Below are 15,153 nucleotides of genomic sequence, written 5' to 3' on the forward strand. Positions count from 1 at the left end.
CTTGAACTCGGCCGTGTACTCCTGCTTCGGAATTCTCTTCATCTCTCGTCCTTCAGGTCTCGATGCTAACCATCGGCTCCTGGAAGACGAAAAACGGCGGGCAGCTCACGCACCAGTTCTCGTCGCGTGCCAACGCGTTCGTCGAGCAAAGCGGCGTGCAGGTGGCCACCTGCCCCATCGTCGAGAACGGCGTCGTGCGGGTGATGAGCCTGCCCGCCTACGGGCGGCGCGGCGGCGTGTCGATGCACCTGGTGCGCGAGCGCCTGCGCGACGCCTGCGCCGCGCTCGACCACGAGTTCTGGCCCGACGACATTTCCTTGCGTGACGACCGGCGCTTCGACTTCTCGCGCGTGCAAGGCCACAATTCCAGATCACGGACCTGTACCTGCTGGCGCTGGCGGTCGAGCACGGTGGCCGCCTGGTCAGCTTCGACCAGGCGATCGCCTTGTCGAGCGTTCGCGGCGCCATGGCTCGGCACCTGCACCTGCTCTGACGTCCCGCGCCGCAGCAGGAGCAGGCGCGACGACCACGTCGGAGCTCACCACGGACTCACCGCCAGGCACCGCGCGAACGTCTCCCAGTCTGGGACCAGCATGTCGCCGCGGCAAGTGATCGCGGTCGGCCAACCTCGTACCCGCCGCCCACCTTGCGGCCGCGCTGCGAACCAACGGCATCGCGGTGCTCTACACGAACGACGGCGACTTTCGCACGTTCGCGTTCCTGGACGTGCGGGACCCCGTGGCGGGTTGACGGCACCGGAACGCAAGTGTCGGCCGGATGCCGGCGCCGGTTCTCGCATCCGGCGGCCCCTGGCCGGTCAGCGCCGCCCCTCCGCGCGCGCGATGAGTTGGCTCACGCGCGCGCCGCTCAGGCCGAGCTCGCGGCCGATGGCCGCCATCGTCAGGCCGCCTTCGCGGTGCGCGCGCAGCACCGCCTCCTCGCGCGTGGCGCACACCGCCAGCCAGTGCGCCAGCCCGCGGGCCGGCGTGCGCTGGGCGCGCGGAACCTCCTGCGCCGCCAGGCGCTGCGCCTCGGCGCGGGCCTGCATCCGCTCGACGAAGCGCTCGTCGCCCAGGTAGATCTGCTGCCGCAGACCGGTGGACCACAGAGGCGTGTCGCGCCCGGCGTCGACCCAGGCGGCGTAGGCGCCGGCGGCGGCGCGCCAGTCGGCCGCCGTCACCGGCACGCGGCCCAGCAGCAGCGCGTGCACCACGCCACCGCCCAGCCACGGCGGAGCCTGCGCCGCGCCGGTCAGCGCCCGGTAGCTCGACCACGCCCAGTCGCCGGGCGCGGCCACCATGCGCGCGCGCACCGGGTTCAGGTCGACATACCGGCACACCGCCAGCAGGTAGGCCTCGCGATCAACCAGGATGGCCTTGAAGCGCCCCTGGAACACGTGCCCCACCTTGCCGTGGCGGCGGTTGAAGCGCTGCGTGTAGACGCCGTTGACGTGGCGCATCAGCGCGCTGAGGTTGCCGTGGCGCGTGGCGACCACCAGGTGGTAGTGGTTGCCCATCAGGCAGTAGGCGTGCACGTCCGCCTCGAAGCGCTCGCAGCCCAGCGCCAGCACGTCCAGGAACGCGAGCCGGTCGGCGTCGTCGGCAAAGATCGGCTCGCGCCGATCGCCTCGGGAGGTGACGTGGTAGAGCGCGTCGGGGAAGTCGATGCGCAGCGGGCGGGTCATGGACAGCTCGGGGCTGGTCGCTTCGGTGTAGGCGTGATTGTCGAGGGCTTTTGATTTAAGACCTGACCCCCAGGGCCGGCCGTAGCTCAGCGTCGAGTCCATGTGGAAGTGGGCGTCGACGAACGGCGGACTGACGAGCCAGCCACCGGCGTCGATCACCTCGACGCCGGGCGGGGCGTGCAGGTTCGGGCCGACGGCCGCGATGCGGCCGTGCTCGACGAGCAGATCGACGCCGGTGCGGCCGTCGGGGAGGGTGGCGTTTTGCAGCAGCATGGCGCGAGGCTACCGACTACTGACTACTGGTCACTCACCACGATCACCACGATGAATACCGACGAATCCATCCTGGTCGCCACGGAACGACGGCAGACGAAGGAGGCGAATTCGATAAAGCAGCCGGCTTCCAGTCTGCAAGCCCAATCCAAGGTCGTGCCGCCTCTCACGATGGGTACCGAATTGCACGCAAGGCAGGGTAGCGTTCCCCCAGGCTGACCCAGGCAATCCGACCCTCGTCGCATCTGGGCCTTGGATGAATGAGGCAAAGCCGTTCGAGCGTAAGCGCTGCAGTCGCTGGCTCCCCATTCAGTCCTGCAGCCAAGGCATAGCGCAAGAGCACCGGGGGATACCCGAAGCGCTCTGCCACGCGACGCATCGCCTGCAAATCCTCGGCTGTCATGTTGGGCCGCGCCTCAGTGCGAGCGAACTCCAGGAACGCTTGCAGCTGGTCGAGAACGCGCAGCGTCGGCGCCGGCGTCTCGATCGCACGTACCCCGATGCGCGCAGACTCCAAACGCAAAATGCGGTGGTTCTGTTCGGCCTCCAGATAGTCCACCGCAACCACCGACAGCACCGCCGCCAAGCCAACACCTGCCATCGGCAACAGCGGCGCCGGCCATTTTGGCTCGGTCTCGATGGTGTTCAGCGCGTGGATCGCGCCGATGAACAACCCCATCGGCACCAAGAAATAGGCGTACTCGAGCGGGAATTCGAGGTTGGCGTGGATGAGTAAGCCCGAGACTGCCGCCAGCAGCCACACCGCCCTGGGTTCGCGAACCCCGGCATAAAGACGCAACAGCGCCGCCGCTCCCAACAAGAGGATCAGCGAACCGACCCCCAGGCCATTCCAGACCAAAAGGTCCAGAACAACGTTGTGACTGTGCTCGAAGTGCGCCCCGACAGGCGGGTGCCGCGTAGCCACTGCTTGCTGGGCTGCCGACACCTGCTGCCAACCGTACCCCGTCCAGGGACGTTGCCAGACCGCATCGACCATCGCGAGCCAAAGCGGCGGGCGCTTGCCGGCCTGCAGCTGTTCGCCCACCGCACGCGCCGGTCCCAAGTCGGCATGTTCGGCCAACAGCGGCCACGCCACCACGAAGAGCGCGAACACCGCTGCCAGCCACGCGATCCTGCGCGCACCGGTCTTCAAGGGAATCCGCGAGCCGCAGTACCACGCCAGCGCCAGCAGCGCGAAGATCTGCAACCAACCCGTGCGAGATCCGCTGACGGCCATGCCCCACAACAGCGAAGCGGCGATCGCGACGAAGACAGACGTTCGCAGCTGCCCCATCTCCCGCAGCAGCGCGGCGGCACAGATCCCCAGGAAAGCGATGGTGGAGTAGTGGTTCGGCTGCGCGACGTTCGCGAACGGGCGGCCCGACGGCGGCAAGTCGACAACCCACATGCCAAACGCAGTGACACCTGCCCATTGCATCAAGGCAATCGCCGTGGAGGCGACGGCACCAACCACCGTGCCGCCGGCCAGTGCCACGATGAAAGAGTCCCGCGCTTGTACGTTGGAAGAACCCGCCCACCCGATCCCGACGGCAATCGCGACGCCGAATGCCACCACGTACCAGCCCGCCATGAGGGCATCCCCGCCATACGTCATCAGACCGGTCATCGATTGGACAGCGATGGCGCCCAGTGCCACGAGCAGCGCGGCGGACCACAACGCAGGCACGTCGAACCGGCGCTGGCAGCACATCGCCGCCAGCGCAAGTGTGGCCAACGCCCATCCGTCTTGCCACGCCGACGTCCAAGGCGGATAGTGGTTGGGCAACAGCCACGCCAACGGCACGGCCGCAGCAGGTGCAGTGGCAAGCACGAAACGGGGCATGGTGAAAAAGGAAAAAGGGCAGCTCAGCTGCCCTTCGTCAAACGCTACGAGGCGTGTCGAAGATCGTCAGTTGCCCTTGCACGAACCCGGCAGATACTTGGCCGGAATCGTCGTGCCGTCGCCCGTGTTACCACAACGCCACGAGGCAATCAAGCCGCCGGCCACAGGGTCACCACCACCGTCCGCGAGCGGCCTGAGAGTCAGAACCTGGTCATCGATGTCGGCCGCAATATTTTGTGCCGTGACCGTGATCATCCCCTTGTCGTTGGTGTCGATCGACTTCACGTACTTCGAGGTCGAACTCGCGCTCTCGCAACCCCATGCGCCCGCGGCGGGCAAGCTGCCGCTAGCGGACTGAATCACTTCGGTGATCGACGTCCGGCACGCCGAAGCCGCCAGCACGATTTCGCTGACCTTGGCACGCTTCGTGTAGTCCTGATACGCCGGCAGCGCGACCGCGGCCAGGATGCCGATGATCGCGACGACGATCATCAGTTCGATCAGCGTGAAACCTTGTTGCACTCGCTTCATGAATCGCTCCTTTGCGATGGGGGGTCAAGGACAGGGACGGCTTGCCTCATGCGAAGGCCGTGCCAGCCCCGCGTGCGGGCGCATTCGTGACGCAGCTCACGCGGCGGCGCGCCCGGATGCGCAGCAGCTGACCAAACGCGTCACCCGCGGCCGACCGGCTGTGCCGCGCGCCGACGAAACGCGTCACTCGTCGCACGGCGCGGTCGGCGCCGCGGGCCTTGGCCGGGCCCATCACGCGTGGCCCCTCGACGCGCTGTGCCAGCGCCATCGCCACGAGGCGCTGGCGCCCGAACGACGTAAAGACGCGCGCCAGTTGCAGGCCGTCCAACGCCTGCCGAAGGCCGCGTCGGCGACGCGGTGCGGCCACCCCGCCGGTCGGAAAGCCGGCGGGGTCAGGTGCCGGCCAAGGCACCTGCCAAATCGTTCAAGCCCACGACCTCGACGCGGGGCTCGAGCGGATAGCGCCGCGCCACGGGCGCCACGACGAACGCGCGTTCCAGTCGCAGGTCTTCCGGCGCCTGCCAGAGGCCGCGCGCCGGACGGGGCGCCGCCGAGAACTCGACTGCGAAGCCGACGCGCCGGCCGCGGTGCTCGACGACGAGGTCGATCTCGGCGCCCGCCGCGGTGCGGTAGAAGCCGAGCGTCGCGTCGGCTGGCATCGCGCCGGCCACCTGCTCGACGACGAATCCTTCCCACGATGCGCCAGCCACGGGGTGGCCCTGCAGCGCGGCGACGTCGGTGATGCCCAGCAACGCGTGCAGCAGCCCGCTGTCGCGCACGTACACCTTCGGTGATTTGACGAGCCGCTTGCCCACGTTGGGCCGCACTGGCTGCAGGCGGCGCACCATCAGCGCGTCGACCAGCGTGTCCAGGTACCGGCCGATGGTGGTGTGCGCCGCGCCGCCCAGCGCGGCGCGGTCGGACTCGCGCTCGAGGTCGAAGAAGGCCGCCCCCGGGTGGCGCGCCGCGACGGCGCGCGCCAGCGTGGTCTTGCCCCCTGCCGCGGACCGACGAGCACCACGGCCGGGAAGCGGCGCAGACGCTCCTGCAACGTGTGCTCGGCCTGGCGGGGCAGCATGGTTGCACGTTGAGCGGCGCACGCTCAATTTGGGCTCTGTTGAAAACCGAGTGGGTTACCGGGCATGAGGGTTGATGGCCGCGAAGTCGAGCTTGCCGGCGATCAAGAAGATGACGGTCTTGATGGTGTCGAAGCTGCTGAAGCCGCGAGCGCGGCGCTTGGCGGCCTGGAACAGGCCGTTGAGGGCTTCGAGGAAGCCGTTGGTCTGGCGAGTCTGAGCCCAGGCGACGATGCCCTCAAGGTGCCTGCGCACCATCGCGGCAACCTCCTTCATCGGCTCGACCTTGCTGCGCATGACGCAGGTGCACCAGTGCAGCAGCATCTGGCGCACGACGTTGATCTGCTTGCGCTCCAGGATCTCGCGCAATTGCTCTTTGTAGACCCAGGCGCGGGCGGTACGCACGCGTGTCATGCGGACGATCAGCGCATCGAGGTCGGCGGCGGCCTCGGGCTTGAGGGCGGCGCGATCCTTCAGCAGCGTCCAGCGCAGGCCCTTGAGAGACTTGTCGGCGCGCTGCTCGATGCGGCGCATTTTGTCCACCGCCGCGTTGGCGTGCCAGACGACGTGGAACTTATCGAACGTGATGCGCGCGTCGGGCAAGTGCTCGGTGCAGCCCTTGATGAACGCGGGCGACATGTCGATGCTGACCGACTCGATCCGCTCAGGCGGGCAGCCGTGTGCGGCCAGCTCTGCGGCGATGGTCTCGAGCGTCGATGCGTCGCGCCCAGCGGTAACGCACAGCACGCGGCGCTCGATGGCATCAGCGGCCAGGGTGATGTAGTCGTGGCCGCGGGCGCGCGAGGTCTCGTCGATGGCCAGGGCCTTGACCTGGCTGAAGTCGGCCGCCTCCAGCGCGAGCGTCACGTAGCGGCGGCACACCGCGAGCACGCGATACGCCGACTCGCCCACGATGCGCGCCACGGCCGCGAACGGCATCTGCTGCGCCAGCATCAGCACCAGCGCCTCGAACAGCAGCGTGAAGCCCGACAGCCGGCCGACAAACGGCGGCTTGATCAACTGCACCGAGCCGTCGGGCAGCTTCACCCGCGGCGTGCGCACCAGCAGGTGGCACTCGTGCTGGAAGAAGTTCAGGTGCCGGTACGTCTTGGTCACCGTGTCGTGCACCGGGTGCTCGCCATCGGCACCCTCAGCAGCGAAACGGGTGCCCGGCTCAAAGTCGATGCGCACGCTCAGCACCTTGTCCGCCTCGTCGAACTCCACGCCGGCCACGTACCACGGCCGTGCGATCCCCAGTGCCGTCTCGAACAGCTTGTCATGCATGTGTCGCCCCTGCTTGTGATGTCGAATGCGTCAGCCTGCCGCATTCGACATCACACCAGCGTCGTCACGGCCGGCGCGCGGCCTCAAGGGTCCGCTTCGCCGGGCTGTCGCCCCCCCTTGACCCCGTGCGGCGGCCGAATTCCAGCCAAATCCTACCCACTCGAAATTAAAGAGAGGCTCAATTTGCAATGCTTTGCACGCCGACGCCGGCGGTCTACTCGTGCCGCAGCGCCTCGATCGGGTCGAGCTGCGCGGCGCGCCGCGCCGGGAAGTAGCCGAACAGCACGCCGATCGCCGCGGCGAACGCGAACGACAGCACGTTGATCGCCGGGTCGAACAGGTACGGCACGCCCATCACGCCGGTCAGCGCGATCGACGCGGCGGTCGCGATCACGATGCCCACCAGCCCGCCGAGCGCGGCGAGCACGACGGCCTCGATCAGAAACTGCAGCAGCACCTCGTGGCCGAGCGCGCCGATCGCCAGCCGGATGCCGATCTCGCGCGTGCGCTCGGTCACGCTGACGAGCATGATGTTCATGATGCCGATGCCGCCCACGAGCAGGCTCACCGCGGCCACCGCGCCGAGCAGCGTCGTCATCACCTGCGTCGTGCTCGACAGCGTCTGCGCGAGCTGCTGCGTGTCGAGCACGTTGAAGTTGTTCTCGTCGCCGTCGGCGAGCTTGCGCCGCTCGCGCAGCAGGCGCGTGAGGTCGGCCTTGACGCGCTCGGCGTCGGCGCCGTCGTCCATCGAGACGAGCAGCGTGCCGACGTTGAGGTTGCCCGTCAGCCGTCGCTGCACGGCGTTGATCGGCATCACGACGACGTCGTCCTGGTCCATGCCCATCGCGGCCTGGCCCTTGCCCTGCAGCAGGCCGATGACTTCGCAGCTGACGTTGCGCACGCGCAGGCGCGAGCCCACCGGCTCCTCGGCGCCGAACAGCTCGCGCCGCACGGTGGCGCCGATCACGCACACGGCACTGCCGGCGCGCAGTTCGGCCTCCTCGAAGGTGCGGCCGTCGGCCAGCGTCCAGTTGTTGGTCTCGAAGTAGGCGTTGGTCGTGCCGTGAACGACGGTCGACCAGTTGCGCGCGCCGTACACCGCCACCGCGCCGGTGGCCGCCTGCGGCGCGACACTGCGCACGCCGGGCACCTGCGCGGCGATCGCCTCGGCGTCGGCCTGGCGGAACGGCGGCGCACCGGCGGCGTCGCGCCCGGGGCCCAGCCGCTGGCCCGGGCGCACCATCAGCAGGTTGGTGCCCAGGCTCGTGATCTGGTCCTGCACGGCCTGCGTCGCGCCGCGGCCCACCGTGACCATCGTGATCACCGCCGCGACGCCGATCACGATGCCCAGGATCGTCAGGAACGAGCGCAGCAGGTTGCGCCGGATCTCGCGCAGCGCCAGCAGCAGCGTGTTCCACCACATCAGCGTGTCTCCGCCGCGGGGGCGTCCAGCGGCGCCTGCGCGCGGTCGCTGTCGATGCGCCCGTCGCGGAAGCGCACGACGCGCCGCGCGTAGGCCGCCATGTCGGGCTCGTGCGTGACCATCAGCACCGTGATGCCGCGCTCGAGGTTCAGGCCGGCGAGCAGCTCCATGATCTCGCGCCCGCGCTGCGTGTCGAGGTTGCCGGTGGGCTCGTCGGCGAGCAGCACCGTCGGGTTCGTGACGAGCGCGCGCGCGATCGCGACGCGCTGCTGCTGCCCGCCCGACAGCTCGGCCGGCGTGTGGTGCTCGCGCCCTTCGAGACCCACCGCCGCCAGCGCCTCGCGCGCGGCGGCGTGGCGCGCGGCGCGCGGCGCGCCGCGGTAGAGCAGCGGCAGCTCGACGTTCTCCTGCGCCGTCGTGCGCGGCAGCAGGTTGAAGCCCTGGAACACGAAACCCAGGTGACGGCGGCGCAGCAGTGCGCGCTGGTCGCGGTCCATGCGCTGCACCGGCACGCCGCGGAACAGGTAGGCGCCGGCGCTGGGCGTGTCGAGGCAGCCGAGGATGTTCATCGCGGTCGACTTGCCCGAGCCGCTGGGGCCCATGATGGCGACGAATTCGCGTTCGTCGATGTCGAGGTCGATGCCGCGCAGCGCGGCCACCGCGGCCGAGCCGCTGCCGTAGACCTTGGTCACGCCGCGCAGGCGGATCAGCGGCATGGCGGCCGCCGCAGCGGCCGCGGTCGCCGCGGTGGCCGCGTTCATCGCGCCGCGCCCGTGGTCTGGCCGACGATGACTGCCATCCCGGGCTGCAGCTCGTCGCTGGTCACCTCGGTCTGGCGGCCGTCGCTGGCACCCGGCTTGACGGGCACCGCGCGCGGGCGCCCCGCCTCGAGCACCCACACCTGGCGCACCTGCGCGATGTTCGTGCCGGCGCGGCGCGTCGGCTGCCCGGCGCCGGGCGGGCGCGGCATCATGCTCGAAACGAAGCTGCTGCCGCCGCCGGCGCGCGGCGCGGCAGCAGCCGCCTGCGGCGAGTAGCGCAGCGCCGCGTTGGGCACGAGCAGCACGTCGGTGCGCTCGGTGGTCGTGATCGTCGCGGTGGCCGTCATGCCGGGGCGCAGCGACAGGTCTTCGTTGTCGACGCTGAGGTCGGTCAGGTACGTGACGACGTTGTCCTTGACCGTCGAGCCGTAGCCCACGCGCAGCACCTTGGCCGGGTAGCGGCGGTTCGGGTACGAGCTGACGGTGAAGCTGGCCGCCTGCCCCTCGCGCACCTGGCCGACGTCGGCCTCGTCGACGTTGACCTGCAGCTTCATCTGCTTGAGGTCCTCGGCGAGCGTGAACAGCGTGACCGCCTGCAGCGACGCGGCCACCGCGTTGCCCGGCTCGACGGCGCGCGACAGCACGACGCCGTCGATCGGCGAGCGGATCGACGCCTTGCGCAGGTTGGTCTCGTTGCTGCTGAGCGTCGCGCGCGCCTGCTCGACGCCGGCGCGCGTACTGGCGACGTTGGCCTCGGCGCGCGCGGCCGCGGCCTGCGCGGCGTCGAGCTCGGCCGCCGACGGCACCAGGCCGCCGCTGCGCTGGCTCACGTCGCGCAGCCGCGCGAGGTTGTCGCGCGCCTCGGCGGCGGTGGTGCGCGCCTGCGCGAGTGCCGCCTCGCCGGCGGCCAGCGCGGCGCGCGACGCGGCGACCTGGTCGCGCAGCCGCGCGTCGTCGAGCTCGACGAGCACCTGGCCCTTCTTCACGCGGTCGTTGACGTCGACGTGCACGCGCGCGACCGTGCCCGACAGCTCGCTGCCGATCGCCACCTGGCGGATCGGCTGCAGCGTGCCGCTGGCGGTGACGGTCACCGTCAGCGGGCCGCGCGCGGCCGGCTGCGTCTGGTACTGCGGTGCCGCGGCGGCTTGGCGCTGGCCGAGCCACCACCAGGCACCCGCGGCGGCCACCGCCAGCAGCACGGCGCCGATCCACACGCCGGGGCGGTGCCACCAGCGCGTGCGGCCGCCGCCCGGCCCGAGCAGGGCGTCGAGCGCGTCGGTGTCGGGGGCGTCACGGGCGGGCGTGTTCATCGCGAGGCGGTCGGTGTCGGTTCGGGGTTCCAGCCGCCGCCCAGCGCCTTGTACAGGCGCACGTGGGCGGTGGCGAGCGTGGTCGTCGTCGCGGCGACGGCGTCTTCGGCGGCGAGCAGCGTGCGCTGGCTTTGCAGCACGTTCTGGAAGTCGACCAGCCCGCTCGCGTAGCGCTGCTCGGCGAGCGCGGCGGCGCGGCGCGCCGACGCGGCGGCGGCCTGCTGCGCGGCGAGCTGCTCGCGCGTGCGCGCCAGCGACACCAGCGCGTCCTCGACCTCCTGCAGCGCGGCGAGCACGGCGGCGCGGTAGCCCGCGGCGGCCTCGTCGCGCGCGGCCTCCTGCTGGCGCACCTGCGCCTGCAGCCGTCCGGCGTCGAACACCGGCACGCTGACGCTGGCCGCGAGCGACGCGACGCCGGCGCCACTGCCCAGCGCGGTGAGGCTCAGCGCGCTCAGCCCGATCGAGCCGCCGAGCGTGAAGGCCGGCAGGCGCTGCTGGTCGGCCTGCTCGACGCGCGCGGCGGCGGCGGCGAGCCGGCGCTCGGCGGCCTGCACGTCGGGGCGCTGGCGCAGCACGTCGGCCGGGAACGCCAGCGCGAGGTCGGCGGGCACGGACGGCGGCGCGGCGTCGTCGCGCGCCGCCAGCTCGGCGTGCAGCGCGCCGGGCGCGCGGCCGGTGAGCACCGCGAGCGCATTCATCGCCTGCTCGCCGGCACCGGCCAGCGCCGGCAGCTGCCCGCGCGTCTGCTCGACCGCGGTGCGCGCCTGCGCGACGTCGAGCTCGGTCACCAGCCCCGCGTCGCGGCGCCACTGCGTGATCTGCAGCGTCTGCTGCTGGCTCGCGAGGTTGCGCCGCGCGATCGCCTCGCGCGCCTGCGTGCCGCGCAGCTGCAGCAGCGTGAGCGCGACTTCGGCGGCGACGCTCACGCGCGCCTGCTCGAGCGTCAGCGCGCCGGCGCGCTCGGTCGCGTCGGCGGCGCGCACGCCGGCCGCGCCCGCGCCCCACAGGTCGGCCTCCCAGCTCGCGTCGAGCCCGGTGCGCCAGCTCTCGCCGGTGCGGCCGGTGGCTTCGCTCCAGTTGCCCTGCGCCGAGGCACTCGCGCCCACGCGCGGCTGCAGCCCGGCGGCGGCGAGCTCGCGCGCCGCGCGCGCCTGGCGCAGCCGCGCCTGCGCGACGGCGATGTCGGTGTTCGCCTGCAGCGCCTGCGCGACGAGGCCGGGCAGCGCCGGGTCGCCGAAGCGCGTCCACCACTGCGCGAGGTCGGCCGGCGCGCCGGCGGGCACCGGCGCGGTCCACGCGGGGGGCACCGGGTCGGCCGGCGGTGGCGCCGGCGGCTGCTGCAGCGACGCGCAGCCGCTGCCGAGCAGGGCCAGCGCCATCCAGGCCAGGCGGTGTGCCGCGCGCAGCGTCGTGGTCGGGTCGGGTGTCGTCACGGGGGGCGATCTTCGTCGTGCCGGCGCCGCGGCACATGACACAGGTCAAGACGATGATGCCCGCAGCGCGTTTCGGCCGTGCGGCGGCGCGTGAAGCTTCGTGAAGCGCGCGGGGCGCTCCGGTTACTGGAACGCCACCTCGGCGAAGCTGCGCAGCTTGCGGCTGTGCAGCGCCTCGAGGCGCTGGCCGCGCAGGATGTCGAGCGCGCGCATGCCGATGCGCAGGTGCTGGTCGACGCGCTCGCGGTAGAACGCGTTGGCCATGCCGGGCAGCTTGATCTCGCCGTGCAGCGGCTTGTCGGACACGCACAGCAGCGTGCCGTACGGCACGCGGAAGCGGAAGCCGTTGGCGGCGATCGTCGCGCTCTCCATGTCGAGCGCGATCGCGCGGCTCTGGCTGAAGCGGCGCTCGGGCCCCGGGTGCGGCAGCAGCTCCCAGTTGCGGTTGTCGGTGCTGGCCACGGTGCCGGTGCGCAGGATCTTCTTCAGCTCCCAGCCGCGCAGCTGCGTCACGTCGGCCACCGCCTGCTCGAGCGCGACCTGGATCTCGGCCAGCGCCGGGATCGGCACCCACAGCGGCAGCTCCTCGTCGAGCACGTGGTCCTCGCGCACGTAGCCGTGCGCGAGCACGTAGTCGCCCAGCTGCTGCGTGTTGCGCAGCCCCGCGCAGTGGCCGAGCATGATCCACGCGTGCGGGCGCAGCACGGCGATGTGGTCGGTGATCGTCTTCGCGTTGGCCGGGCCGACGCCGATGTTGACCATCGTGATGCCGCTGCGGTCCGGGCGCACGAGGTGGTAAGCCGGCATCTGCGGCAGCCGCGGCGGCGGCGCGCCGGCGTCGTCGCCCGGCTCGGCCGGCAGCCCGACGCGGCGCGTGACGACGTGGCCCGGCTCGACGAACGCGACGAAGTCGCTGTCGGTGCGCGCCATCAGCGCGTGGCCCAGGCGCACGAACTCGTCGACGTAGAACTGGTAGTTCGTGAACAGCACGAAGTTCTGGAAATGCTCGGCCGCGGTGCCGGTGTAGTGGCGCAGCCGGTGCAGCGAGTAGTCGACGCGCGGCGCGGTGAACAGCGCCAGCGGCTGCGGCTCGCCGGGCTTGGGCTCGTGCGTGCCGTTGGCAATGCCGTCGTCCATCGCGGCGAGGTCGGGCAGGTCGAACAGGTCGCGCAGCCGCAGCCTGCGATCGGCGTCGAGCGGGCCGTCGAAGGCGGCGTCGTCGGCGAGCGCGAAGTGCACCGGGATCGGCTGCGTGCCGGCGCCGACCTCGAGCGGCACGCCGTGGTTGCGCAGCAGCAGCTCGAACTGCTCGCGGTAGTAGCGCGCGAACAGGTCGGGGCGCGTCAGCGTCGTCTCGTAGACGCCGCGCCCGGCGACGAAGCCGTAGGCCAGCCGCGAGTCGGCGCGCGCGACGGTCTCGGTGCGCACGCGCACGAACGGGTAGCACGCGCGCACCGGCTGCGCCGGGTCGCGGCCGGCAACGTAGCGCTGCAGCGCGTTGCGCAGGTGCTGCACGCTCGCGGCGTAGATGCGCTGCACCTGCGCGAGTGCGGCGTCGGCGTCGTCGAACGACACCGGCGCGATGAAGGGAGGCGACGAGGTCATGGGCGAAACGGGGTCGGCCGAGGCGCCGATTGTGCGGGCTGCGCCGGCGCGGCCCCTCGCGCGGCACGGGGTCAGGGCGTCGCGGCGGCGGGCTCGGCCCACGCGCGCAGCGCGCGCAGCAGCGAGCGCTTCTTGGTCTGGTGCGACTGCATGCGCACGAGGATGTCGTCGAGTGTGGCGATCGCCTCGACGAGGTGCGGGCCCTTGTTGAGCATCACGCACTCGGCGCGCACGCCCATCGCGGCGTCGGTGATCTCGGCGCGCGACGGCGCGCCGCCCTTGGCCAGGCTCTCGAGCACCTGCGTGGCCCAGATCACCGGCACGCGTGCCGCCTCGGCGGCCCACAGGATCTCCTCCTGCACCTCGGCCAGCCGCTCCCAGCCGCACTCGACGGCGAGGTCGCCGCGCGCGATCATCACGCCGGCAGCCGGGTGCGCGAGCGCGGCCAGCAGCAGCTCCGGCAGCTGCTCGAAGCCGCGGCGCGTCTCGATCTTCAGCACGAGTCCGAGGTGCGAGGCGCCGCGCTCGGCCAGTGTGGCGCGCAGCGCGGCGACGTCGTCGGCGTCCTGCGCGAACGACAGCGCGACGAGGTCGGCGATGCGCACCGCGACGTCGAGGTCGGCGCGGTCCTTCGCGGTCAGCGCCGGCAGCGCGAGGCGGCTGTCGGGCAGGTTGATGCCCTTGTCGGCGCGCAGCAGCGCACCGCCGTCGCGCGTGCGCGTGATGCGCACGTCGAAGCCGTCGGCGTCGGTGGCCTCGATGACGCCACCGATGCGCCCATCGTCGAACCACGCGCGCTCGCCGGCGCGCACCTGCGCGAAGACCTCGGGCAGCGTGCAGCCGATGCGCAGCGCGCCGCCGGGGTGCAGCGCGGCATCGGCGTCGCGGCACACGCGCAGCAGGTCGCCGGGGACGAGCTCAAGGGCGCCGGCAGCGGGCGGCAGGCCGCCGACGCCGGTGGTCTGCACGCCGCGCGGGCCGGGGTGCAGCAGCCGCACGCCGGGCGCAAGGTAGGTGGTGTGCGTGCACTCGGCGACCGCGCGGCGGCCGTCGGCAGCGACGACGCTCCAGTGGCGCTGCGCGCCGCGCGCGTCGACGAGGTCGATCGCGTCGCCGGCGCGCAGCGCGGCGCACCAGTCGGCGTCGACCTGCACCGAGTCCGCCTCGGGCGACGGCGTGTCGCCTTCGGCCACCAGCACGACGCGCGCGGGCGCCTGCACGCGGCCCCAGGCGTCGCGCTGCGGCTTGAGCTTGAGCACCGCGGGCCCGGGCGGCAGCGCGCCGGTGCGCAGCTTCGGGCCGGCGAGGTCGAACTGGATGCGCACGTGGCGCCCGGCGGCCGCGGCCGCCTGTCGCACGTGCGTGGCCATCGCCGTCCAGGCCGCGGCGTCGCCGTGCGCGGCGTTGATGCGCGCGACGTCCATGCCACGCGCCACCAGCGCCGCGACCAACGCGTCGTCGTGCGCGGCCTCGTCGGGCAGCGTGACCATGATGCGCACCGCGCGGCCGTCGGGCGCCGGACCGAACAGCGCGTCGGCGTGCGCGGCGAGCTGTTGACGGCCGCCCATCGAGGCGCCCGACGCGAGCGCCGGCTCGCCGAGCAGGCGGTGCAGCACGGCGAGCACGCGCTCGAGCGCCGGCAGCACGTCGGCCTCGGCGCGGCCGAGCGACGACAGCCCCTGCCGCGCGAGCGCGTCCTGCAGGCTGCGCAGGTCGTGACGGCGCAGCGCGAGGTAGTGCACGAGGTTGCGCGCGCTCGCGCGGTGCCGCGCGTCGACGGCGCGCAGGCGCGGCGCGAAGCGATGCTCGTCGGCGAGCATGTTGGCGCGCAGTGCGGCCAGCCGATCGGCGAGCGCGCGCCACTCGGCGACGTCGCCGTCCGGCGTCGGGGTCTCCATCGACGCCCAGTGTGGGACGGATGCGTGGCAGG

General features: G+C 72.1%; 13 protein-coding genes. All 13 read right to left on the bottom strand.

The annotated features are described in order from the left end of the window. Positions 1–65: 65 nt before the first annotated feature. Positions 66–356, bottom strand: a complete 291-nt coding sequence (locus DRV96_RS18160) for a hypothetical protein (RefSeq protein ID WP_210757064.1) — start codon at positions 354–356, stop codon at positions 66–68. Between the two features lie 461 nt (positions 357–817). Further along, positions 818–1,957 carry a transposase gene (locus DRV96_RS15045; RefSeq protein ID WP_235823429.1) on the bottom strand — a complete coding sequence of 380 codons (1,140 nt, stop codon included), beginning with the start codon at positions 1,955–1,957 and terminating at the stop codon, positions 818–820. A 166-nt stretch (positions 1,958–2,123) separates the two neighbouring features. Further along, positions 2,124–3,800 (bottom strand): PglL family O-oligosaccharyltransferase, encoded by a 1,677-nt coding sequence (locus DRV96_RS15050; protein ID WP_119292606.1) that lies wholly within the window; start codon positions 3,798–3,800, stop codon positions 2,124–2,126. A gap of 66 nt (positions 3,801–3,866) precedes the next feature. Further along, positions 3,867–4,331: a pilin gene (locus tag DRV96_RS15055; protein ID WP_119292608.1), complete on the bottom strand. Its 465-nt coding sequence runs from the start codon at positions 4,329–4,331 to the stop codon at positions 3,867–3,869. Positions 4,332–4,377: 46 nt separating this feature from the next. Next, a complete protein-coding gene (locus tag DRV96_RS15060; RefSeq protein WP_119292610.1) occupies positions 4,378–4,659 on the bottom strand; it encodes a hypothetical protein in 282 nt (93 codons plus the stop codon). Between the two features lie 64 nt (positions 4,660–4,723). Then, a complete protein-coding gene (locus DRV96_RS15065) occupies positions 4,724–5,431 on the bottom strand; it encodes a DUF4143 domain-containing protein (protein WP_235823433.1) in 708 nt (235 codons plus the stop codon). Positions 5,432–5,464: 33 nt separating this feature from the next. After that, positions 5,465–6,691, bottom strand: a complete 1,227-nt coding sequence (locus DRV96_RS15070; protein WP_119292614.1) for an ISL3 family transposase — start codon at positions 6,689–6,691, stop codon at positions 5,465–5,467. A 214-nt stretch (positions 6,692–6,905) separates the two neighbouring features. Further along, positions 6,906–8,114 (bottom strand): ABC transporter permease, encoded by a 1,209-nt coding sequence (locus DRV96_RS15075; protein ID WP_119292616.1) that lies wholly within the window; start codon positions 8,112–8,114, stop codon positions 6,906–6,908. Next, complete coding sequence (locus DRV96_RS15080; protein WP_119292618.1) at positions 8,114–8,875, bottom strand: ABC transporter ATP-binding protein; 762 nt, start codon at positions 8,873–8,875, stop codon at positions 8,114–8,116. Before DRV96_RS15080 ends, DRV96_RS15075 begins: the two co-directional genes overlap by 1 nt. Beyond that, positions 8,872–10,185 (bottom strand): efflux RND transporter periplasmic adaptor subunit, encoded by a 1,314-nt coding sequence (locus DRV96_RS15085; RefSeq protein ID WP_119292620.1) that lies wholly within the window; start codon positions 10,183–10,185, stop codon positions 8,872–8,874. Before DRV96_RS15085 ends, DRV96_RS15080 begins: the two co-directional genes overlap by 4 nt. Beyond that, a complete protein-coding gene (locus tag DRV96_RS15090) occupies positions 10,182–11,618 on the bottom strand; it encodes an efflux transporter outer membrane subunit (RefSeq protein WP_235823430.1) in 1,437 nt (478 codons plus the stop codon). The genes DRV96_RS15085 and DRV96_RS15090 overlap by 4 nt, the downstream gene beginning before the upstream one ends. A 123-nt stretch (positions 11,619–11,741) precedes the next feature. After that, positions 11,742–13,223, bottom strand: a complete 1,482-nt coding sequence (locus tag DRV96_RS15095; RefSeq protein ID WP_119292622.1) for an AMP nucleosidase — start codon at positions 13,221–13,223, stop codon at positions 11,742–11,744. A 71-nt stretch (positions 13,224–13,294) separates the two neighbouring features. After that, entirely contained in the window at positions 13,295–15,121 is a 1,827-nt protein-coding gene (locus DRV96_RS15100) for a pyruvate kinase (protein ID WP_119292624.1), read from the bottom strand. Positions 15,122–15,153 lie beyond the last annotated feature (32 nt).

The organism is Azohydromonas sediminis (genome assembly GCF_003574675.1).
Taxonomy (GTDB): Bacteria; Pseudomonadota; Gammaproteobacteria; order Burkholderiales; family Burkholderiaceae_C; genus Calidifontimicrobium; species Calidifontimicrobium sediminis.